This window comes from Actinomadura sp. NBRC 104412 (genome assembly GCF_030269515.1).
Classification (GTDB): Bacteria; Actinomycetota; Actinomycetes; order Streptosporangiales; family Streptosporangiaceae; genus Spirillospora.
In genome coordinates this window covers 39,173-60,122 of record NZ_BSTM01000039.1, presented here as the reverse complement: position 1 = coordinate 60,122, position 20,950 = coordinate 39,173, and the positions used below count along the sequence as shown (strand labels likewise).

Below are 20,950 nucleotides of genomic sequence, written 5' to 3'. Positions count from 1 at the left end.
AACGCCCCACCCGCCGTCACCGACCCCTCGAACACCAACGGCCGCAACTCACCCCGAGCCGCATAGATCGCAGCGGTGTACCCCGCAGGCCCCGACCCGATCACGATGACGTCCCGAACGTCGCTCAATGTTCTGCGCCTCTCCCTGTGCTCGCCTTCGGTGTCCCGACGACCTCACTCGCCGCCCGGCGCGTCCAGTGTCCCTGGGCCCGACGTGGCTTGGCAGTCGCGTCAACCGATCCTAGGGCCCGCTGATTCCCGCCCCGGGGTATGAGTTCCTTCACCGGCCATCGCCGTCCGACATGCCCGTATGCGGGCACGTTCGGGTTGCCGGCTGGCCCTCTGTAAGACAGATTCCCTAACGCACCAGCTCTACCGCCCCGCCTCTCGTTCATCATGAGCAGGCCAGGCGGACACCGCCACCAAAGCGGCCGTACCGGACGGTACGCGGCCCCACGAGGGCTGGGCCTACCGCATGCTGTGCCCAACCGTCGAGGTGATGAGCGACATCGCCGCCGGCCCGGGCGCAGCCCAGCGGCACACCGTACTCCCCCGAGCCCATCAGCACCGACCCCGGGGCGGCCCGGCTGCTTGGCGCTGCTCACCGTTCGGGCGAGGACGGTGGCAGCGCGCCCAGCACGTGTCTTCCCCGAGCCGATCAGCACCGACCCCGGGGTGGCCCGGCTGTTGCGCGTCGCTCGCCGTTCGGGCGAGCGCGGTGGCAGCGTGCCCAGGCGCGTGGACTCTCCCGAGCCGATCAGCACCGGCCTCGGGGCGGGCCGGCTGCTGGGCGTCGTGCCGTTCGGGAGAGGACGGTGGCAGCGTGCCCAGGTGCGTGATTTGGTGAAAGCCCTGGTGCACAAGGGCAAGAGGGAGACGAGCGCCCATAAGCTGAAGGGATGGCGCGGATTCTGCTCTTCCACTCGATGTACGGGTTGCGGCCTGCCGTTCTCGACGCGGCCGAGATGCTGCGGTCGGCGGGGCACGAGGTGTACGCACCGGACCTCTACGACGGGCGGGTGGTCGACGAGCCCGAGGCCGGGATCGAGATCAAGGATGAGATCGGGCAGGAAGAGTTGCTTCGCCGTGCCGTGGCCGCCGCCGCGCCGCATACGGACGACGGCCTGGTCTATGCGGGCCTGTCGCTGGGCGGCGCGCTGGCCCAAAACCTCGCGCTCGCCGACACCAAGGCCAGGGGCCTGCTCCTCATGCATGGGACGTCCGACCTGCCGGATGACGCCGCCACGGAGATCCCGGTGCAGCTACACGTGGCCGATCCCGACACCTGGGAGCCGGTCGACTGGCAGAACGCCTGGTACCTGCGCATGCGCCGTGCCGGTGCCGACGTGGAGGTGTTCCGGTACCGGGGCGCCGGCCATCTGTTCACCGACCCCGACCTGCCCGACTATGACCCGGAAGCCGCCGAACGCGCCTGGGCGATCGCCATGGACTTCCTCGCCGACTTCTAGCTGTATTGACCCTCAGACGCGGGCCTCTCGGTGCGTCCCGAAGGACGGTTCCTGCTCGTCGAGTCCATCTACGGCCGAGCTGGAGCTGCGGCTGATCCGCATGGAACAGTGCAGGCACCGCATCGAGGAGGTCTTCGCCACCGGGCCGCCCGGCCGCAGGGCGGGGGCGCGCCGCCGCCTTCCATTGACTACGCGTTGTCAGCGATGCTGGAGCGCGCCTCACCCGCCAGATGATCAAGCGTGTGTCGGCTGGATTCGCGATGGATGCCCGGAGGCGCGCTCGGCCGCCCTGCCCCTGCCTGGCGGAGGCCGCGCGACGCCGCCTTCGGCCTGCCCTACGCTGTGCCACTCGCCCGTGAGGCCGTTGGTCAGCTTCCGGTCGGCGCCGCCACGACCCGGTTCCCGGGCCGAGGCTGTGCGCCACGATAAGCAGAGCATCTGGGACGTCACATACTTCTCGGCAGTGGTTGGCCCGTACTCCAACCGGTAGGGAAGCGGGGGCGCGGGGATCGCGTGTGTAGAGCTCACAGGGGGGTGGCTGGCGGCCGAGGGTGTGGCCATCGTCGGTTCAGCTCGCCTGCCCTTTTCCGCTGGTGGATACGCCCTTGGTGCGCTTGGCGGAATGTCCGACCTGCCAGGGCTCCTGGCGTTTGACGCTCTGTCCTACGCCCACAGCGGACCGCAACGTCACCACGTGATTTCTCCCTGACCGGCGACGGGCCAGCCCCGTACCCCGCTTGCGCAAAATCGCGCGCAGAAGACCGCTGCCCGCTGGCGACGGAGGGTGCTCGGCGATGGCGGGCCGGACACCGGCGCCCGGGGACGCGCCTGTTTCCGCCGAATGGAGGCAGTGCGAAGCCGCCTTCAGCCTGCCTCTGGATGTGCCGCTCGCCCGCGAGGCCGTTGGTCAACTGCTGGTCGGCGCCGCCACGACCCGGTTTCCGGGTCGATGCCGTGCGCCACGATAAGCAGAGCATCTAGGACGTCACATGATCGTCGGCGGTGGTCGCCTCGTACTCCAGTCGGTGGAAGCGGGGACGCAGAGATCGCGTATGTGGAGCTCGCGGAGGGTTGGCTGACGGCCGAGGGTGTGGCCATCGTCGGTTCAGCTCACTCGCCTGTATGCGCCTGTGGATACGCCTGGGTGGGCGCCCTGGCGGGACGTCCGGCCTGCCAGGGCTCCTGGCGGTTGAGGCTTTGTTCTGTTGCTCGCCGCGTTATGCCGCCTTGTTGTTTGGTCTGCTTGGAGAGGGGGCGGGGGCTGCGGGGTGGCGCCTGGGGGTGGTCAGGTTGGAGTGGCCACTGTTACATCGGCTGCGGGGTCTCCGGTGGTTGGTTTTCTTGTGTGGTGAACCGCTTGCCGGAGACCCCGTTGCCTGGTAACCGGGACATGTCGGCGTCGAGGCGCCTCGGTGTGTGCGTTAGTTGCGGTTGGTCGTCATGCGTTTGACGAGCATGGTGTTCTGGGCGGAGCAGTTCGGTCCCACGACCCAGATGGTCAGGCTGTCCGGGGAGGCGCCGGGGGCGGCGATGACGGTGGCGGGCTTGCCTTCGTAGGTTGCCGAGTCGACCAGTGACGGGGGTTTGCCGCCCGTGACGCGAGTGACGCAGCCGATGAGGCGCTGGTCGGGTGGCCCTCCTGCCGACCGTTGCTGCGCGTTACCGTCCAACGCGGTGTTCACCTGCCTGCCGAGCGTGTCGGCACGGTAGTCGGTGCCGCTCCGGGAGTACTCGAAGCGGCCACCGGCCGCGGCGTCCGGGGCTTCGGCCATCTTGCTCGGGGCCGGGGCCGCCGGGGCTCCGCCGCCCTCGGAACGCGGCTGCGGGTCGGTCATCCTGGCCGTGCCGGTGCTGTCGTTCGAGGTGCCGCCGTTCAGGGTCAGGGTCCCGACCAGGGCTCCGCCACCGAGCACGATGACCGTCGCGGCCGCGGCCGACAGGATCCGCCAGGGCCGGGCACGGCGCCTTCGCTCCATGCTCACCACGGTGGCGGAGTTCAACGACTCGGCGGCGATCGCCGAGTCGATGCGGGACGCCAGCTCGGGGGGCATGGAGGGGACGGGGGCCTCGGCCAGGATCCGGGACACGTCCGCAAGGTCGGCGGATCGTTCCCTGCATTCGGCGCAGGTATCGAGGTGCGCGTTGACGGAGGCGGCACGATCGTCTTCGAGGAGACCCTCGGCCAGGTCGGCCAAGGTGTCGTAGTCATAATGCGCGGGGTTCATTAAGGCAGGCCACCTCCTTCCACACCTCCGACGTTTCTGCTGTCCCGACGGTTCCTATGGTGCAGCAGAAGGGGGGCGAGCCTGGCGCGGCCCCGGGCACAGCGGCTCTTGATCGTTCCAGGTGGTACTTCCAGCACCTGAGCCGCGTCGTCGACCGAGTAGCCCATCATGTCGACCAGGACGAGCGCCGCCCGCTGCTCGAACGGCAGCATGGCGAGTGCGGAGTGGACGTCCAGGGCCACGCCATGGGCGTCGGTCGGGTCGGGCATCTTCGGCGCGACCGCGTCGAAGGTGGCGTCGTCCCCCATGGGCGTGGCGGGCCGTACCGACTTGCGGCGGATCCGGTCGAGGCAGGCGTTCACCACGATGCGGTGCAGCCAGGTGGTCACGGCGGCGTCGCCGCGGAACCGCCCGGCCGCGCGGAACGCCGACAGGCAGGCGTCCTGCAGTGCGTCCGCGGCCTCCTCGGGGTCACCGAGCGTGCGCAGCGCGACGGCCCACATCCGGTCGCGGTGCCGGTGCACCAGCGTGGCGAACGCGTGCGGATCCCCCTGCGAGTGCCGAGCCAGCAGTTCCTTGTCCGGCACCTCGTCCACATGCCGCGTGCGCACCGACGTCATGAGCGACCCCTCTCACGGGCGCCCGCGCCGATCCGCGCCGGGTAACTGCGATCGATCCTGCCTGGTCGGGTCGACACCGCTGAAATCCTGAGGGGAGGGGACATTCTGCTTCCAGGAACGATACCGAGAAGCGATGCGCTGTGGCACGAATCGTGACGGGCTGCGCCCCGCCCAGGTCGGCTCAGGCGCGCGGGGAACCCAGGACGGTGATCTCGCTGATCTTGCCCTTGCGGGACGGCGGAAGCTTGGTGAACCAGACCAGGACGTAGCGGCCGCTGGACCGGCCCGTGGTGGTGATCGTGGTCTCGCCGGGGGTGGTGACCTCGCGGCCCGCGGAGGTGAGGGAGCCCGGGCTCTGCCCGTCGCCGATCTTGACCTGGAGGGTGCCGCCGCCCTCGGGCACGTTGACCTTGACGCTGCTGACCTGGACGGGACGTCCCATGTCGAGCAGGACGCCGAGGCCCTTGGCCAGGTTGCCGAAGTTGACGTCGGCGTAGGTCTGGGTCTCCCACTCGCGGCGCGTGTCGCCGTCGGTGACGAGGCCGAGGCGTTCGCCGATGGACTCGTCGTGGCGGCCGTTCATCGACTCCTCGGCCGGCGAGACGTCCTCGACGTTCAGCTTGGTCACCTGCGGCGTGGACGGCTGGGACTGCCGGGCGGTGTCCTTGGCGCTGGGGGGCGCGCCGCCGTCCGGGCCGTCGCCGCGGGAGATCGCCCAGGCGCCCAGGCCGACGATGACGGTGAGCGCCGCGGCGGCTATGCCCAGCAGGGCGCGGTTGCCGCCGGGGAGGCCGCCGGTCCCGCCGGAGAGTGGACGGCCCGAGCCGAGCGACCCGGCCTGGGTGGTGCGGCCGCCGGCACCGGAATGCCTTCCCTGGGAGTGGCGCGCGGGGCGGCGTCCACCGGGAGGGTCCGGGACGGTCCGCTGCGGTGACCCGGCCGTGGGAGGGCGCCGGGTGTGGCGGTTGACCTGCCGGGGACGGGTCGGCGGCGGCTGCTCGTGCTGCCGGGACGACGAGGACGGCCGCTGAGCCTGGCCCGAGGCGGGCCTCTGGGGCGGCGCCGGATGGGTGTTGAGTCCCGCGAACAGCGGCAGTGGGGTGCGCGGGACGCCGCGCAGGGCCTTGGCGAGCGCGGCGGGGTCGGTCAGCGGTTCCTGGCCGGGGACCTCGATGCCCAGGCAGCGGCACACGATCGAGTCCACGGCGAGGGGCACACCGGCGCGTACCTGCCGCGGTGGCAGGGGTACGCCCTCGGCGTCGTTCGACGGGGCGGCCGGCAGGGACGAGCGGTCGGGGTCGAGGGGCCAGTGCGCGGTCAGCGCGGCGTAGAGCAGGCCGCCCAGGGACCGGACGTCCTGCTGCGCGGGGTCCTCGGCGTAGCGGTCCCCGAGGACGGCGTCGGTGGCGACGCCGAGCAGCTTGACCGTGCCGCCGTTCGTCCACACCAGGTCTCGCGGGGACAGGCACAGGTGGGCCAGGCCGCCCTCGTGCGCGGCGGCGATCGCCTCGGCGGCCTCGTACAGGAGGGTGGTGGCGCGGCCCGGCTCCAGCGGTCCCTTGCCGAGCATCTGCTCCAGGGTCTCGCCCACGACCCACTCGCTCACGACATAGGCGTTCTCGCCGCTGTCGTCGGCGTCGAACACCTGGGTCAGGCGGGGGTCGGTGAGCCGGCTGGCGGCGCGGGCGGAGGTGACCACCTCGTGGACGCGGGGGAAGTCGGGGTCGAAGGTCCGGACGGCCACGGCACGCGCGAGGATCTCGTCGATGGCCTTCCAGAGGGCGGAGCCACCCGCGTCGCTGATGCGCTCCTCGAGGCGGTAGCGTCCGGCGAGGCGGGTGCCGGGCTCGATGACGGACGTGCTCACAGCGTCCTGCACAGGTGGTCAGATCCCATGTTCGTGGCGTGGCAGCTTACGCCTCCGACCCTCCTTTTGTTTTTCCCAGGGTGTCGCCCCGCAAGCCGTAGTCCCCAACATGGTAGTGCTTACTCAGTTGGGGAACCGACTTATCGGCGCGCGTCTCAAGTACTTTGTCACGCCTGTCTCACGGCGGCGAGAGATCCCATGGTTCAGGCGCTTCGCGCGCCGACTTTCCGTGCCGCGAGGGTGGTGCGGTCGCCGTTCCGGCGGGTGGTGTCAGCCCCTTCCGGGAAGCCTTCGGGTCACCGTCGAAAGCATGGAACCGATCTCCTCGACCCTCATCATCCGCGCGAAGGCCAGGTAGAGCAGCCCGCCGCCGGCGCTGCCGACGACCAGGGCCAGCAGCCCGGAGTCGAGGCCGGTGCCGAGCGCCGCGTCCACGACAGCGTGCGTCGCGTACGCGAAGCCGATCAGCGGCCACAGCGCCACCACCAGCTTCAGGTACGCGACGAAGATACGGCGGCCGTCCATCCCGCCCAGCCGGCGCCGCAGGACCAGCCAGCCGAGCGCCGCGCCGACCGTCTGCGCCAGAGCGAACCCGCCCGCGATCCCGACGATGATCTTGTCGGTGGGCAGGAGCGCGTACGACAGCACCGCCATCGCGATGTTGGTGACGACCACGCCGACGCTGATGAACGCGGGCGTCCGGGTGTCCTGCATCGCATAGAACACGCGGAGCATCAGCTGGTACGCGGCGAACGGCACCAGCGCCACCGCGAACATCCGGAGCACGTCCGCGATCACCTGCGCGTTGGCCACGGTGGTCTGCCCGTGCGCGAACAGCACGACGGTGATCTCCGAGGCGAGCACGCCCATCAGCCCCGCCGCGGGAAGGATCACCACCGAGCACAGGCGCAGGCCGTTGGAGAAGTCGTCGCGGACGTCCCGCATCCGGCCGCCCGCCGCGTGCTCGCTCATCCGCGGCAGCAGCGCCGTGATCACCGAGACGCCGATGATCGCGTACGGGAGCTGGAAGAGCTGGTAGGCGTTGAAGTACGGGGTGTACCCGACGTCGCCGAGCCCGTCCTTGCGGCCCAGCACGCCCGCCGCGTTGGCCAGCCGGGTGGTCACCGCGAAGCCGATCTGCGTGATCACGACGTAGGTCAGCGTCCAGACCGCCATCCTGCCGATCCGGCCGAGCTCGCCCTTCTTGAAGTCGAGCCGCGGACGCCAGCGGAAGCCCGAGCCGCGCAGCGACGGCCAGAGCGCGAGGGTCTGGAGCGTCATCCCGCCGATCGTTCCGGCGGCCAGCAGCGCCACCTGCCCGTTGGAGATCGACTCGGGTGTCACCCGTCCGCTGGCCACCACCAGGAACGTGGCGGCCGTGGCGCAGATGACGATGTTGTTGAGCACGGGCGCCCACATCGGCGCGCCGAACCGTTTGCGCGTGTTGAGGATCGCGCCGGAGAACGCGCTGACCCCCAGGAAGAAGATCTGTACCGCGAACAGCCGGGCGAACAGCACCGCCAGGTCCCGCTGCGCGCCCTCCATCGCGCCGCCGTAGATCGTGATGAAGACGGGGCCGAGGAGGACCGCCGCGGCCGTCATCGTCGCGAGCCCGAGGACGGCCAGGGTGAACAGGCGCTGTTCGTAGCGCGCCCCGTACTCGGGGTCCTGCTCCCTCGCCCGGACGATCAGCGGGACGACGACGGCGGTGAGGATCCCGCCGAGCAGCAGGTCGTAGATGATGAACGGGACGGTGTTGGCGGTGTTGTAGGCGTCCGCGAGCGCGCCGGTGCCGAGCGCGGCGACCAGCATCGCGGTGCGCAGGAAGCCGGTGATCCGGGACGCCAGGGTGCCGAGCGCCATGATCGCGCTGGACCGCAGCACTCCGGAGACGCCGCCCCGCCTCTCCCCTCCGCCGCCTTCGGGCATGGGGGTCTGCGGGGTCTCCAGCTCGGCCGTCGCCTCCGGGGCTCCCGCCCCCGGCGCCACGCCGGGGTAAGCGCCGGGAGGCACGCCCACACCCGGCGGCTGGTTCGCCCCGGGCTGACCCGTGCCCGCGTAACCCGCGACCGTCGGCTGGCCCGGACCCGCACCCGGCTGGCCCGGACCCGCACCCGGATGACCCGGACCCGCACCCGGGTAACCCGCACCCGGGTGACCCGCGCCCGCACCCGGGTAACCCGTGCCCGATCGGGCGACGCCGGGCTGACCCGATTGGGGCTGTCCAGGGGACGGCTGCTGTCGTGCAGGCGGATGGCCCATGCCCGGCTGGGGCGGAGCCGCCTGCGGCCCCGGGTAGCCCGTCCCGGAGTAGCCCGCGCCAGGTTGGCCTGGACGAGGAAGGTCGCGTCTAGTCGGGGTCTCGGGGCTGGGCGCCTGGGGTGGTGTCGGGGCCGGAGGGTAGCCCGGTGTCGCCTGCGCGGCCGGGCCGCGGCCCTGGCTCGGGGTCTGGTTGCCCCACCCCTGGTTGTTCCAGTCCTGCCCCTGGGTCGGCCCAGGGGGCGGCGGTGGCTGGGGTCGGCCCGGTGGTGGGGTGTACGGGGGCGGACCGGTCGGCGCCTGTTCCGGGTACCACTGCCGGCCGGGCGGCACCGCGGGCGGTCGGCGGGGGGAACGCGGCGGCATGGAACCCCGCCCCGGCTCCTCCGGCACGCCCGTCTCCGCCGCCGTTGGCCTGCCCGTCGCCGGGGGCGGGTCCGAGCCCGGCGGGGTCCCCGGCGAAGGGGGCTCCTGGTTCGGGGGTTCCGGCCGCCGCCGGTCCCGTTCCGGTCGATCCGTCACCGGCTGCCTCCGAATTCCGGCGGCGCCTCGCTCGCATGGCCCGCACTCCGACGCCCACGAAGAGTACGGCAAGTCCGCCACCGGTGATGAGCAAGGCCAGCCGCCCGTACCCGGTGGTGCGCACGGTGATGGTGGTGGTCGGGCCGAACGCCCGGTTGTCGGCGGTCCGCAGCCGCAGGTGCACCTGGACGTTGCCGTTGCCCGCCGACCTGATCGGGATCGGGCGGGTCACCTTCTGTTCGGGACCGAGCTCGATCACCTCGTCCTCGACCCGCCCGACCTGGAGCCGCGTGGTGTTCTCCGGGACGACCACGAGCCGCACCCTGATCGTCTGGTCGGGGAGGTCGTTGACGATGGTGATGGGGATGCGGCCGGAGTTGCCGGCGAGCGAGACCCTGCTGTTCTGGGACGTGATGATGCGGACCCGTCCCATGTCCCTGGCGATCCGGTCGGCCAGCACCTGCCGGGTCGCCACGGCCCGCCTCTTGTGGCGGGCGCTCCCGCGCCAGTAGGACGACTCCATGCGCAGCACGGCGCGCGTGTAGTTCATCGTGACGGGGCTGACCATGATCCGGGTGAAGCGCGCGGCCGAGCCGGCGATGTCGTCGACCCCTTCAAGGTAGGTCGCGTCCAGTTCGGCGGCCTCCAGCTCGTCCGGGTAGCCGCGGTAGTCCCGCTTCTGCGGCGGGGCGTTCACGATCTGCTCCAGCCGGGTCCGCTGCATCCAGACCGCGCCGGAGGTGTAGGTCAGCAGGCTCTTGGCGAACGCGGGGGACGGGTTCCAGCGGCGGTCGGGCACGATCACCAGCGAGCGGGCGATCTCCGGCGCCTCCGCGGCGATCATCGCGGTCTCGGCCAGGAAGCGCTGCTCGGCCAGCACCGCCGCGCCCGGCGCGCGGGTGTTGCCACTGACGATCTTGTTGAGGGTCTCGTCGTACACGATGGCGCGCCTCGGCCCGTCCCTGGTCGGCACCTGGGTGGTCGCGCTGGGCGTGTATCCCTGCGGGGGGTCGGCGAACGCGGCGCTGCTCATCACGAAGGCGCCGTTGCCGTCCAGCCGGCCGTGCGCGGCGAGCTGGTTCAGCGTTTCCTGGCCCGCCATCCCGGACGGCGGCCACGCGGCGCGGACGGTGGGCTGCCGCCCGAGCACCTGCCCGGCCACGCCGGTGCTGGCGTACGCGTCCGCCAGATGGCCGGACATGTTGTGGCGGACGAGCGCGACGGCGTCCGGGTCGGCGTACGGGACGACGAAGTAGGGGTCGCTCTTGGACGCCGTCTTCAGCGCGTTCAGCCACTGCGCGGCGATGGTGCTCTTGGGTTTGCGGGCGCTTTCCTTGGCGCGCGGTGCCCGCACCGTGTACGACCCGTTCGCCATGGTCTGGACGTCGTCCAGCAGGGCGGGGTCGATCGACCAGGTGATGGGTGTGCCGGTCGAGGCGGCGGCCTGGACCAGGCCGTGCAGCCTGCCGCCGGGGGACATGTCGGTGGTGAGCCGGTCGTCGGTGAAGGTGTCGTCGGTGGTGCGGTGCTGCCGGTCGATGAGCGGCCAGATCCAGCCCACCGACAGCCGCTTGAAGTCGCGCCGCTCCGGAACGAAGGTGATGAACGTGTTGACCCCGGCGAGGACCTGCCCGTACTGGTTCACCACCTCGACGCCGATGGGGTAGACGCCGAACTCGCCGAACCCGACCGTCGCGGTGTTGGTGCTGAGCGAGAACGGCGCCGAGCCGCCCGCGGCGTCCACGGCGGGAAGCCGGCGCTGGTCGCCGATCCCGCGGAGCCAGGACGGCTGACCGGCGGCGTACTGGGCGAGTTGGGTGCGGCTGGTCATCCGCGTGGCGGAGGTGCGCAGCCGTACCGAGACGCCCGGGAGGTCGCGGCCGGCGCGGTTCTGGACCGTGCCGGTGATGGTGATCTTGGACTTGGCGCCGGACGGCCCCGCGGTCTTCGGGCTGACCGTGCCCAGCACCAGCGACACCGGGGACTTGACGCGCGACACGGATTGTGCGGCCGGTTCGCGGGCGGCGCCGGCCGTGCCCGGTGTGGCGCAGGTGAGCAGGGCGGCCAGCGCGACCGCGCGGATGACCGTTCTCACGCGCTGCCCACCGGGAAGCGGTCCACCGGGTCGTCCGCCGGTTCCGGTACGGCCGCCCGAGGACGGCGGGCGTCGGCTCCCCGGGTCGGTGCCGGGCGCGGCCCCCCGGACACCCCGGGCTTCGCCCACGTCGGAATCACGGGCTTGATGGTAGTCCCGGCGCCGCCGGACTCAGGCCGGACCGCCCATCCGCGACGAAGGATCGGGCCGCCGCGCGGGCGATCCGTCCCCTGCATGGGCCACCCCCAGATCGTCGGTGTCCTCCTCCATGTGCCGGCCTGCGTGCCGGCCTGCGTGCCGTCGTGCCCTGCCGCCGGGCATGCCCCCTACCCTGCCGCCTGGCATCTCACGTTTCCGTAAAAAGTTGGTGGTTCGTCAGTTCTCCGATGATTGCGCGGGTCCGTCCGGTGGGATCAGCGCCGTGCCGGGACGGCTCCGTCCGGAGGAGGGCGCGGGCGTTCCGGAGGGCAGGGAAGGCATGTAGGCCAGCGGCACGGCCGAGGCGCGGGGCGCGGACCAGTCGCACAGGTGGACGGGTTCGGCGCGGCTCAGCGCGAACAGATCGAGCGCGCGGATCCCCAGTGCCGTCGAGGGCTCGCCGGTGGCGGTGTAGACGACATCGTCCACAGGAAGGCTCTCCACGAGCGTCCGGTCGATCAGCACCCGCACGCTCTCCGGAAGCAGCAGCGGGCACACCAGGTCCGCCGCGTACTCCGTCACCGTGTTGATCAGGTCGGCGCGGGCGGGACGGATCAGCCGCGCCGACACCGCCAGCCGCGCCGCCTCCGCCGACGGCTCGCTTCCCGCCGGGACGATCGCCGCGGTGAGGAAGCGCCGGCTCCGGTACACGTCGTTGCAGGCGAAGACCCGGGTGGCCAGGCACCGCTCCGGGGGCAGGCCGAGGGCCCCCGGCAGCTCGCCGGAACGGGAGATCGCGATGGGCAGCCTGACGATCTCGTGCTGGATCTCGCGTTCCAGGAGCGCGCGATGGATCGTGAGTGCGTCCTTCATCTTCAGCTCCGTCCCGCGGGGATCCTCCCCGCACACTCCGGTTCAGGTCACTCCCCGGCGCGCCCCGGATGCCCTTCCGGAGCGCGTCCTCGTGCCGTGCCGATGTACCGGTGCGCCCGATGGGCCGTCATGCCGTCGTGCCGTCGTGCCGGCCACAGGGATCCCCACATACCCTCGGAGCCTGGCTTCATCCCTCCCGCACCTCCCGCTCCTCCGCCGCCGGAGACGTTCTCCGCGCACTGGAGACGCGGTGAAGCGCGCCGCCGTGTTCCCCGCTACCGTTGACCGTCTTACGAGAGCGCGGGCCGGTCCGATCGCGCGGGAGCCCATCCGGGTGCCCAGAACGTAACCCCGGGGATGGCGCCGTGGGAAGGGCTCGCTCACCCTTCCACGGAGCCGGGTGCGCGGGTCTGCCCGAGTGGCCGGAGGATCCCGCTCCGCCGCCCCTCGTAACCCTTTTGTCAGCCGCTTAACGAGGAAATACGCTGGATGGCCGTGCCTCATCGCAACACTCAGCCCCAGTCGCAGCCGTCCCCCGCACAGCGCGTCGCGCTCGCCGACCTGCTGCGCGGGATCGCCCCGGTCGCGGACGAGCTCGGCGCCAGGTTCGAGGCCGCGGGGCATGAGCTCGCGCTGGTCGGCGGGCCGGTCAGGGACGCGCTGCTGCGCCGTCCCGGCACGGACGTCGACCTGGCCACCGACGCGCCGCCCGACAAGGTCCTGCGGATCGTCGACGGCTGGGCCGACGCCCTGTGGACGATCGGGATCGAGTTCGGCACGGTCGGGCTGCGCAAGGGCGGGCACCAGTTGGAGATCACCACCTACCGCAGCGAGTCCTACGACCCGCGCTCGCGCAAGCCGCAGGTGAAGTACGGCACGTCCCTCCACGAGGATCTGCGGCGCCGTGACTTCGCCGTGAACGCGATGGCGGCACGGCTTCCCGGGCACGAGTTCGTCGACCCGTTCGGCGGGCTCTCCGACCTCCGGAAGAAGGTGCTGCGGACCCCCGGCCGCCCCGAGGACTCCTTCGGCGACGACCCGCTGCGGATGCTGCGCGCCGCCCGGTTCGCGTCCCAGCTCGGGTTCACCGTCGCGCCCGACGTGGTGAGCGCGATGACGGACATGGCGGAGCGGATCGAGATCGTGTCCGCCGAGCGGATCCGGGACGAGCTGTCCAAGCTGATCTGCGGCGAGCACCCGCGCAAGGGCCTGACGCTGCTCGTCGACACCCGGCTGGCCGACCACGTGCTGCCGGAGCTGCCCAAGTTGCGGCTGGAGATCGACGAGCATCACCGGCACAAGGACGTCTACGAGCACTCGCTGATCGTCCTGGAGCAGTCGATCGCGCAGGAGGAAGAGGGGCCCGATCTGGTGCTGCGGCTGGCCGCGCTGCTGCACGACATCGGCAAGCCCAAGACCCGCCGGTTCGAGCCGGGCGGCCGGGTGTCGTTCCACCACCACGAGGTGGTCGGCGCGAAGATGGCGCGCAAGCGGCTCACCGAGTTGCGCTACCCGAAGGACGTCGTCTCCGACGTGTCCCGGCTCGTCGAGCTGCACCTGCGTTTCCACGGCTACGGCACCGGCGAGTGGACGGACTCCGCCGTGCGCCGGTACGTGCGGGACGCGGGCCCGCTGCTGCCCCGCCTGCACAAGCTGACCCGTGCCGACTGCACCACCCGCAACAGGCGGAAGGCCGAACGGCTGCGCCGCTCGTACGACGACCTGGAGGCGCGGATCGAGCGGCTGGCCGAGGAGGAGGAGCTGGCCGCGATCCGTCCCGAGATCGACGGCAACGAGATCCAGGAGATCCTCGGCATCAAGCCGGGCCCGACGGTCGGCAGGGCCTACCGTTTCCTGCTGGATCTGCGCCTGGACCGGGGCCCCATCGGCAAGGAGGCCGCCGCCGAGGAACTGCGCCGCTGGGCCGCCGAGGAGGGCCTGCTTCCTTCCGGCCCTCCGTCGGACTCCGCGAACGACGCTTCCGCGGAGGACAAGGACGCGGCGACCCCCGACGACGGCCGGGGCACGTGATCGTGGAGCTCAGGCTCGGGCGGATGAGCCCTTTGGAGATCGAGCGGCTGCTCGCCTTCGATCGCGATCACATTTGGCATCCGTACGGGCCGATGCCCGCGACCGCGCCCGTGTTCCCGGTGGTGTCGGCGTCCGGGGTGCGGATCACCCTGGCGGACGGTACGGAGCTGATCGACGGGATGTCGTCGTGGTGGGCGGCCGTGCACGGCTACAACCACCCCGCGCTGAACGCCGCCGTGACCGGGCAGCTCGGCAGGATGGCGCACGTGATGTTCGGCGGGCTGACGCACCCGCCCGCCGTGCGGCTGGCCGAACGGCTCGTCGAGCTCACCCCCGAACCGCTGACCAAGGTGTTCTTCGCCGACTCCGGCTCGGTGTCGGTCGAGGTCGCGATCAAGATGGCGTTGCAGTACTGGCGGTCGCGGGGACGGCCCGAACGGCACCGGTTGCTGACGGTGCGCGGCGGCTACCACGGCGACACCTTCGGCGACATGGCCGTGTGCGACCCGGTGAACGGCATGCACCATCTGTTCGCCGACGTCCTCGCGCGGCACGTCTTCGCGCCCGCGCCGCCGCTCGGCTACTCCGCCGAGCCGGACGAGACGTACCTCGCGGAGCTGAGCGAGCTGGCCGCCGCGCACGCGCATGAACTCGCCGGGATCATCGTCGAGCCGATCGTCCAGGGCGCGGGCGGCATGCGCTTCTACGCGCCCGAATATCTGCGCGCGCTCCGCGACCTCGCGGACGAGCACGGGCTGCTGCTGATCCTGGACGAGATCGCCACCGGCTTCGGCCGCACCGGTGAGCTGTGGGGCTGCGACCACGCCGAGGTCGCGCCGGACATCATGTGCCTCGGCAAGGCGCTCACGGGCGGGTACATGACGATGGCCGCGACGCTCTGCACCGACCGCGTGGCGCATGGGATCTCCACCGGCGAGGCGGGCGCGCTCATGCACGGCCCCACGTACATGGCCAACCCGCTCGCCGCGTCCGTCGCGAGCGCGTCGATCGACCTGCTGCTGTCCCGGGACTGGCGGGACGAGGTCGACACGATCGAGGCGATCCTGACCGCCGGGCTGGAGCCGGCGAAGGACCTTCCCGGCGTGGCCGACGCCCGCGTCCTGGGCGCCATCGGCGTGATCGAAACACGCGATCCTGTCGATGTCGCCAACGCGCAGAAAATCGCGATGGATCACGGCGTGTGGCTGCGTCCGTTCGGGCGGCTGGTGTACACGATGCCGCCGTACGTCTGCACGGAGGACGAGACCGAGCACATCGTCGACGCGATGTACGCCATCGCCGAGTCCCTCTGAGCGCATCCCCGGAAAAAATCCGGGGAACCGGCTACGCAACGGTGGTGGCGGCGCGTGACGTCAGGCCCCGATAAATCAGGGCGCCGATCCCGTACGCAACGACGACGGCGCCCAGCGTCGGGTACGAGACGCCGTCCACCGGCAGCCACCCCGCCGCCACTGCCGCACCCGCAGCGAACGTCGCGTTGAAAAGCATGTCGTACACCGCGAAAACCCGGCCGCGGTACGCGTCATCGATCGTCTCTTGCAGGATCGTGTCGACGCACAATTTCACTCCTTGGGACACCACTCCGAGCGCGAACGCACCGGCCGCCCAGGGCGCCTCCGCGAACGGTGTGCCGAGCACGAGCAGCGACACCGCGCCGCCGCCCAGCAGCCACGCGATCCACGCCTGCTTGCTGATCCGGCGCACCACGATCGGCGTCACCAGCGCCGCCGCGAAGAAGCCCGCGCCGGACACGCCCAGCATCAGCGCGAACGTCGCCAGCCCGTTCTCGGGATCGGAGTTGAAATGGTTCCGGCACAGCAGCAACGTCGTGATCAGGACGATGCCGTACAGGAACCGGTGGAAGGAGATCGCGGCGAGCGCCAGCGCGGCCGGCCGGCGCCGCACGATATGCCGGCCGCCGTCCACCAGGCCGTGCAGGACGTTCCCCAGCGCCTCCCGCGTCTGCACGGGCGCCTCGTCGAGCTGCGGGCCGAGCACCCGTCGCGGAAGCAGCGTCGCGACCAGGCCCGCGAGCAGGTACAGCCCGGCCGCCACGAGAAGGATGAGCGCCGTCCCCCGGTCGCCCGCCCCGGAGACGTCCCGGAGCAGGTAACCGAGGCCCGCGCCGACGAACGCGATGACCGTGCCCGAGGTCACCGAGAACGCGTTCGCCGTCACCAGATGCTCGCGCCGAACCACATGCGGGAGGCCCGCCGACAGCGACGCGAGGAAGAACCGGTTGACGCCGAGCACCACCAGCACGCCGGCGAAGAACACGACACCGTCCTCGCCCGCCGCCACCAGCGCCGCGATCAGCGCGACCAGCACGGCCCGGGTCACCGGCGTCCACACCAATATCTGCCGGCGCTGCCACCGGTCGATGAGGACCCCCGCGAACGGTCCCAGCACCGAGTACGGCAGCAGCGTCACCGCGAACGCCGCGGCCGCCTTCCCCGCCGAGGTCTGCCGCTCCGGGGAGAAGAACACGTAACCCGCCAGGGCGACCTGGAAGACCCCGTCCGTGAGCTGCGACGTGAGCCGCGTGGCGTACAGCCGGCGGAAGTCGCGCCCGCGAAGAATCTCCCTCAGCACGGCCTCACCCTACGTCCGCGCCCGGCACGCCCACCGTCAGAACCCGTCCCGAACCCGTATCACGCGGCGCAAAGGGGCGGGTTCTAGCGGGACAGGTACAGCATCGTGTAGTCGTAGCCCGCGGCGGCGGGGAGGAAGAAGGCATTGCCCACGCGGCTGCTGTGGAAGAGGGGCACGGCGCGGGCGAGCAGGGGGACGATGGCGGCGTCCTCCATGATCTTCTGGTCGGTCAGGCGCCAGAAGCCCCCGGCGCGTTCGGCGTCGCGAGCGGTGAGCGCCGCGTCGATGAGCCCGTTGACCTCGGCGTTGTCGTAGCCGCCGTAATTGGTGGAGCCGGGTCCGTAGGTGCGGCCGTCGAACAGCGGCTGGATGATCGAACGGCCGTTGTTGCCGTACCAGTCGGGGGTCCAGCCGGGAGCGGCGATGTCCCAGGCGCCTTGGAGGGCCCGCGACGGGGTGGAGATCGTCTTGCCGTAGAAGGTGCCGCCCGAGTCGGCGGACAGTTCGGCCTCGACGCCGCACGCCCTGAGGTTCGCCTTGAGGGACTCGGCGATCAGCTTGTGCACGCTGTTGGTGCGGTACGGGAACCTCAGCTTCAGCCCGTTCGGATACCCGGCCTCGGCGAGGAGCCTCCGGCAGCGGGCCGGGTCACCGGCCTCGCCCGGGGTGGCGTACCTGGTGGACGGCGCGTACCCGGAGTTGCCCGGCGGGATCACGGTGTGCAGCGGCTGGGCGACCTCCGGGCCGCCGACGAGCTTGATGAGGGCGGTGCGGTCGACCGCGTACTGGAGGGCCTGGCGGACGGCGCGTTTGCCGAGCGCGCCGCCGTTGTTGGGACTGCGGATGTTGAAGACCAGGTACGGGCTGTTGGACGGGGTTCGCCGGATGGCGAAGCGCGGGTCGCGGTCGCGGCGCAGGCGCGGCATGGCGGAGGTGGGCACGGGCTGGTCCCAGGACAGGTCGGCGGTGCCGGTCTCCAGTTGCTGCTGGACGGCCTGGGGCGAGTCCTGGCCCAGGGTGATCTGGATCCTGTCCACATGGCCGGCCCGCAGCGGGTCGGTGTCGCGGCGCCACACCGGGTTGCGGCTCAGCACGTACGAGCCGCCCGGCCGGTACTCGGTGATCTGGTACGGGCCGTTGGAGATGGTGTGCTGCCGGAACTCGGCGCTGTCGGGGACGTACCGGTCGTACTCCCTGGGCGCGGGGGCGGCGAACTGTAGCGAGATGAGGTTGAGGAAGTCGCTGGCGGGTTCCTTCAGCCGGAACCTCAGCGTGTGGTCGCCCCTGGCGGAGATGCCCTCGATGTGGTGGCCGTTCTGGTAGGCGGCGATGGCCTTGGCGCTCTTGGCGTCGACGTTGGCGAAGCCGTCGCAGTAGGCGGCCATCCCCTTGATGGTGGAGGTGTAGTAGACCTTGCCGCCGGACGGGGACGCCGGATTGCACAGGCGCTTGAATCCGCGCACGAAGTCGGCCGCCACCACGGGACGGGGCGGCTTGGTGTTCCACAGGACGCCTCGACGCAGCTTGATGGTGTACGTGCGGTGGTCCCTGCTGATGCCGCCGTTCTCGCGGGTGGGGAGTTCGGCGGCGAGGTCGGGACGCAGCGGGATGGTCTCGGAGAAGTTGTTGGACGCCTTGTTGCCGAAGAGGGTGCGCGCGAACGTCCGGGTGAGGCCGTACGCGCCGACGCTGTTGGCGCTCGCGGTGTCGAGATGCTCGACGTCGGAGGAGCCGACGATCCGCAGCGTCCCCCCCGGCTTGGGCGGACCGGTGGGGATCCCGACAGGGTCACCCGAGCCGCCGCAGCCGGCGAGGCCGAGCCCGAGGCCGAACCCGGCGCACACCGCCGTCGCCTTGAGCGTTCCGCGTGCCATGACCGTCCTCCGCTCGGGCCCGTACCGTCCCCGTCATCACCCGTCCGCATCATCACTTTGGGTGCCAGGTTAGAGCCAGAGCGTGACAAAAATGTCCCACATCGGTGTTTTCCTTTGAGGTTTCTCCGGAGACGGCAAGGCGCCCCGGCGATGGAGTCCATCGCCGGGGCGCCTGACACGCCGCCATCCGAAGCCTGCTGAGGCCCCGGTGAGCCTCTGTTAAGGCCCTGCTGAGGCCGTGCGAGGCCCTGTGAAGGGCTCTCAGCGAGCGACCTCGCCGCGGATGAACTTCTCCACGGCCTCGCGGGCGTCGTCGTCGCTGTACTGCTCGGGCGGCGACTTCATGAAGTAGGAGCTGGCCGACAGGATCGGGCCGCCGATGCCGCGGTCCTTGGCGATCTTCGCGGCGCGGACGGCGTCGATGATGACGCCGGCCGAGTTCGGCGAGTCCCAGACCTCGAGCTTGTACTCCAGGTTGAGCGGCGTGTCACCGAACGACCGGCCCTCCAGCCGCACGTAGGCCCACTTGCGGTCGTCCAGCCACGGCACGTGGTCGGACGGGCCGATGTGCACGTCGGCCTTGGCCATCTCGTGCGGGATCTGGGACGTCACCGACTGCGTCTTGGAGATCTTCTTGGACTGGAGCCGCTGGCGCTCCAGCATGTTCATGAAGTCCATGTTGCCGCCGAAGTTGAGCTGGTACGTGCGCAGCAGCTCGACGCCTCGGTCCTCGAACAGCCGGGCCATCACCCGGTGCGTGATGGTCGCGCCGACCTGGGACTTGATGTCGTCCCCGACGATCGGGACCCCCGCCTGGGTGAACTTCTCGGCCCACTCGGGGTCGGAGGCGATGAACACCGGCAGCGCGTTGACGAACGCCACGCCCGCGTCGATGGCGCACTGGGCGTAGAAGCGGTCGGCCTCCTCCGAGCCCACCGGCAGGTACGACACCAGGACGTCGGCCTCCGCGTCCCGCAGCGCCTGTACCACGTCGACCGGCTCGGCGGCGGACTCCTCGATGATCTCGCGGTAGTACTGGCCGAGGCCGTCGAAGGTGTGGCCGCGCTGGACGGTCACGCCGGTCGGCGGGACGTCACAGATCTTGATCGTGTTGTTCTCGCTCGCGCCGATGGCCTCGGACAGGTCCATGCCGACCTTCTTCGCGTCCACGTCGAACGCCGCGACGAACTCCACGTCACCGACGTGGTAGTCGCCGAACTGGACGTGCATCAGACCCGGGACGCGCGTCTCGGGGTCGGCATCCTTGTAGTACTCGACGCCCTGGACGAGCGACGCGGCGCAGTTGCCCACACCGACGATGGCGACGCGCACCGAACCCATCCGGTTGCTCCTTCTCCTGTAGCGGGAACATGGGGTGTCCATCACCCGGCCCTCGCGGCGGGCCGCGGACGGCTGACCGCTCAGCGGCGCTGCTCGCGAGGCATGTTCCGGTCCTTGTTGGTGTTGTCGGGTGACTCTGGGGAGGTCCTGCCGTGAGCGGCCTCGCGGGCGGGACGGCCGGTCTTCCCGGTGTCCTCGACCCGCGCTTGCTCGGCCTGCTCGGCCCGCTCCCGTCCGATCAGCTCGTTGAGCCAGCGGACCTCGCGCTCGACGGATTCGAGCCCGTGGTTCTGCAGCTCAAGGGTGTAGCTGTCGACTCGTTCGCGGGTACGGGCCAGCGCGGCCCGCACGCTCTCCAGCCGTTCCTCCAGCCGGCTGCGCCGCCCTTCGAGGATGCGCAGCCGTACGTCGGCCCGGGTGTGCGAGAAGAAGGCGAAGTGGACGCCGAACCCCTCGTCCTCCCAGGCCGCCGGGCCGGCCTCGGCGAGCAGCTGCTGGAGCCGCTCCTTGCCGTCGGCGGTCAGCTTGTAAACGATCTTCGAGCGGCGGCTCTGCAGGGCCAGCGCGACGTTCGGGCCCTCCGGCCGGTCCTCCACGATCAGCCCTTTGGCGAGGAGCTGCTTGAGGCACGGGTACAGGGAGCCGTACGAGAACGCGCGGAACATGCCGAGCAGTGCGTTGAGCCGCTTCCGCAGCTCGTACCCGTGCATGGGGGATTCGTGCAGAAGGCCGAGCACGGCGAGCTCCAGCACTCCCGCGCCCTTCCGGCCGCCCATGCGCTCTCCCCTTCCGCGGAGCCGTGACCCTCGGGATCGCCGGGCCGCCGGAGCGGCCCGTTAGGATTCTCTGATGTATCAGCGGTACGTATCGACCTAATGTATCGAGTCGATACATCGCCAAGATACGTACCCGGCCGGCGATCTGGCAAGTGCGTGCTTCATCACATCCGTGACGTCCGGCGCACGGTCGGTGACGTGACATCCGCCGCACCCTCGCCCGGCCTGGGTTTCCGCGCCCCCGGTGA

Annotated in this window: 14 protein-coding genes; 3 read left to right on the top strand and 11 right to left on the bottom strand. The window is 71.1% G+C overall.

Going from position 1 to position 20,950, the window contains the following annotated elements:
- Positions 1-128: FAD-dependent oxidoreductase (locus tag QSK21_RS32145; protein ID WP_285701311.1), on the bottom strand; the 128-nt coding region annotated here is incomplete at its 3' end.
- Between the two features lie 770 nt (positions 129-898).
- Here QSK21_RS32145 and QSK21_RS32140 point away from each other — a divergent pair.
- Positions 899-1,468, top strand: a complete 570-nt coding sequence (locus QSK21_RS32140) for a dienelactone hydrolase family protein (protein ID WP_285701307.1) — start codon at positions 899-901, stop codon at positions 1,466-1,468.
- Between the two features lie 1,421 nt (positions 1,469-2,889).
- Here QSK21_RS32140 and QSK21_RS32135 read toward each other — a convergent pair.
- From QSK21_RS32135 to QSK21_RS32110, 6 genes are all read right to left on the bottom strand, one after another.
- Entirely contained in the window at positions 2,890-3,693 is an 804-nt protein-coding gene (locus QSK21_RS32135; protein WP_285701306.1) for an anti-sigma factor family protein, read from the bottom strand.
- Entirely contained in the window at positions 3,693-4,313 is a 621-nt protein-coding gene (gene sigM, locus QSK21_RS32130; protein WP_285701305.1) for an RNA polymerase sigma factor SigM, read from the bottom strand. The genes QSK21_RS32135 and sigM overlap by 1 nt, the downstream gene beginning before the upstream one ends.
- 181 nt (positions 4,314-4,494) lie before the next feature.
- On the bottom strand, positions 4,495-6,180 hold the full coding sequence (locus QSK21_RS32125) for a protein kinase family protein (RefSeq protein WP_285701304.1): 1,686 nt from the start codon (positions 6,178-6,180) through the stop codon (positions 4,495-4,497).
- 270 nt (positions 6,181-6,450) lie between these two features.
- The gene (gene murJ, locus QSK21_RS32120) at positions 6,451-8,193 is read right to left on the bottom strand and encodes a murein biosynthesis integral membrane protein MurJ (RefSeq protein ID WP_285701303.1); all 1,743 of its coding nucleotides are present in this window, start codon (positions 8,191-8,193) and stop codon (positions 6,451-6,453) included.
- Positions 8,194-8,530: 337 nt separating this feature from the next.
- Positions 8,531-11,056 carry a DUF6049 family protein gene (locus QSK21_RS32115; RefSeq protein WP_285701302.1) on the bottom strand — a complete coding sequence of 842 codons (2,526 nt, stop codon included), beginning with the start codon at positions 11,054-11,056 and terminating at the stop codon, positions 8,531-8,533.
- 375 nt (positions 11,057-11,431) lie between these two features.
- Positions 11,432-12,067: an aminoacyl-tRNA deacylase gene (locus QSK21_RS32110; protein WP_285701301.1), complete on the bottom strand. Its 636-nt coding sequence runs from the start codon at positions 12,065-12,067 to the stop codon at positions 11,432-11,434.
- 489 nt (positions 12,068-12,556) lie between these two features.
- Between QSK21_RS32110 and QSK21_RS32105 the strand changes: the two genes are divergently transcribed.
- The gene (locus QSK21_RS32105) at positions 12,557-14,098 is read left to right on the top strand and encodes a CCA tRNA nucleotidyltransferase (protein WP_285701299.1); all 1,542 of its coding nucleotides are present in this window, start codon (positions 12,557-12,559) and stop codon (positions 14,096-14,098) included.
- 23 nt (positions 14,099-14,121) lie between these two features.
- The gene (gene bioA / locus QSK21_RS32100) at positions 14,122-15,411 is read left to right on the top strand and encodes an adenosylmethionine--8-amino-7-oxononanoate transaminase (protein ID WP_285701298.1); all 1,290 of its coding nucleotides are present in this window, start codon (positions 14,122-14,124) and stop codon (positions 15,409-15,411) included.
- 31 nt (positions 15,412-15,442) lie between these two features.
- Here the strand turns inward: bioA and QSK21_RS32095 are convergent, their stop codons facing one another.
- From QSK21_RS32095 to QSK21_RS32080, 4 genes are all read right to left on the bottom strand, one after another.
- Complete coding sequence (locus tag QSK21_RS32095) at positions 15,443-16,711, bottom strand: MFS transporter (protein WP_285701297.1); 1,269 nt, start codon at positions 16,709-16,711, stop codon at positions 15,443-15,445.
- 83 nt (positions 16,712-16,794) lie between these two features.
- Complete coding sequence (locus QSK21_RS32090; protein ID WP_285701296.1) at positions 16,795-18,585, bottom strand: ABC transporter substrate-binding protein; 1,791 nt, start codon at positions 18,583-18,585, stop codon at positions 16,795-16,797.
- A gap of 261 nt (positions 18,586-18,846) precedes the next feature.
- Positions 18,847-19,926: an inositol-3-phosphate synthase gene (locus tag QSK21_RS32085; protein ID WP_285701294.1), complete on the bottom strand. Its 1,080-nt coding sequence runs from the start codon at positions 19,924-19,926 to the stop codon at positions 18,847-18,849.
- 80 nt (positions 19,927-20,006) lie between these two features.
- Positions 20,007-20,702, bottom strand: coding sequence for a PadR family transcriptional regulator (locus tag QSK21_RS32080; RefSeq protein ID WP_285701293.1), 696 nt, complete (start codon positions 20,700-20,702; stop codon positions 20,007-20,009).
- Between the last annotated feature and the right edge of the window lie 248 nt (positions 20,703-20,950).

What these genes read in the sequence shown, in the direction of transcription:
- QSK21_RS32140 (WP_285701307.1), top strand. Translation starts at nt 899, where the DNA reads ATGGCGCGGATTCTGCTCTTCCACTCGATGTACGGGTTGCGGCCTGCC.
- QSK21_RS32135 (WP_285701306.1), bottom strand. Translation starts at nt 3,693, where the DNA reads ATGAACCCCGCGCATTATGACTACGACACCTTGGCCGACCTGGCCGAG.
- sigM (WP_285701305.1), bottom strand. Translation starts at nt 4,313, where the DNA reads ATGACGTCGGTGCGCACGCGGCATGTGGACGAGGTGCCGGACAAGGAA.
- QSK21_RS32110 (WP_285701301.1), bottom strand. Translation starts at nt 12,067, where the DNA reads ATGAAGGACGCACTCACGATCCATCGCGCGCTCCTGGAACGCGAGATC.
- QSK21_RS32105 (WP_285701299.1), top strand. Translation starts at nt 12,557, where the DNA reads ATGGCCGTGCCTCATCGCAACACTCAGCCCCAGTCGCAGCCGTCCCCC.
- bioA (WP_285701298.1), top strand. Translation starts at nt 14,122, where the DNA reads ATGAGCCCTTTGGAGATCGAGCGGCTGCTCGCCTTCGATCGCGATCAC.
- QSK21_RS32090 (WP_285701296.1), bottom strand. Translation starts at nt 18,585, where the DNA reads ATGGCACGCGGAACGCTCAAGGCGACGGCGGTGTGCGCCGGGTTCGGC.
- QSK21_RS32085 (WP_285701294.1), bottom strand. Translation starts at nt 19,926, where the DNA reads ATGGGTTCGGTGCGCGTCGCCATCGTCGGTGTGGGCAACTGCGCCGCG.
- QSK21_RS32080 (WP_285701293.1), bottom strand. Translation starts at nt 20,702, where the DNA reads ATGGGCGGCCGGAAGGGCGCGGGAGTGCTGGAGCTCGCCGTGCTCGGC.